Origin of the sequence: Paraburkholderia kirstenboschensis (assembly GCF_904848585.1) — a bacterium.
GTDB lineage: Bacteria > Pseudomonadota > Gammaproteobacteria > Burkholderiales > Burkholderiaceae > Paraburkholderia > Paraburkholderia kirstenboschensis.
In genome coordinates this window covers 1-555 of sequence record NZ_CAJHCR010000096.1, presented here as the reverse complement: position 1 = coordinate 555, position 555 = coordinate 1, and the positions used below count along the sequence as shown (strand labels likewise).

Genomic DNA, 555 nt, shown 5'->3' with positions numbered 1-555 from the left:
GAGAAGTGCGAACGGCACCATACGCACCGGAAGGGAGCGTCGATCGCATTGCTGTTAATGATGAACGGACTGTCGCGCATGCATTGCGGACAACGAGTCAGGAGTGGTTGTCGATGCGCCGGACAGTGATCTTCTTCCTCGAGCTGATGCAACACACTGTGGTAGCCGTGCGCCGCGCACTGCCTGCAATACCGGAAGACCGTGTGATACCGCTCATGCACAGTCGAATCGATCAACGATGCATCCAATACCTTTCTGGGTAGCCGCACCAGGTGGCGCAGGAGCGCAATATCGATAGCGTCCCGCCGTGGGGCGACGCCTTCACGCGGATCAACATCGGGGCTCATCATACGGAGGAGCACATCCCCAGGCAGTGCGTTGGCGCATGCGAACTTCCACAGAATCGAAACGAGGGACTCACCCGGCACCAACCATGCGATGTTGAATTCGCTGCCCAGCGCGAGCCTAAGTTGCCATTCATCGAACGTGAGAATCGGAAAGCGCGGTGTCCTGAGCGCTTTCCGCTTACGCCGTCGCGAGCACGCGTCCGGTGGC

1 protein-coding gene is annotated in these 555 nt (G+C 59.3%); it reads left to right on the top strand.

Annotated elements, in window-relative coordinates:
* The coding region (locus JMY24_RS39195) for a hypothetical protein (RefSeq protein ID WP_236597788.1) at positions 1 to 263 on the top strand (263 nt) is incomplete at its 5' end.
* Positions 264 to 555 lie beyond the last annotated feature (292 nt).